The organism is Dietzia sp. SLG310A2-38A2 (assembly GCF_014145095.1).
Lineage (GTDB): Bacteria > Actinomycetota > Actinomycetes > Mycobacteriales > Mycobacteriaceae > Dietzia.
Map to the genome: position 1 here is coordinate 3,079 of NZ_JAALDX010000496.1, position 274 is coordinate 3,352.

At 67.9% G+C, this 274-nt stretch carries 1 protein-coding gene; it reads right to left on the bottom strand.

Annotated elements, in window-relative coordinates:
* On the bottom strand, positions 1-274 hold a 274-nt coding region (locus G6027_RS16005), incomplete at both ends, for a recombinase family protein (protein WP_187702964.1).

The window sequence follows — 274 nt, forward strand, 5'->3', positions numbered from 1 at the left end:
GTCCGCGCGAGGATCCTGGGCGCCGGCGGCGTAGGTGGCCCGCTCGTGGACGAACTCCACGCTCGCGCCCTTCGCGGTGATCTCGCCGACGATCTGCTTGAGGTCGACCAGGGAACGAGCGAGTCGGTCCATCGACGCAACAACCAGCTCGTCGCCGTCTCGCAGGTACCTGATGCACTCGGCGAGCTTCACACGATCGGCACGCGAGCGAGCGGACTGCTTCTCGATATAGACCCGGTCGCACTCCCCCACCGCCTCGAGCTGACGCGCCTCG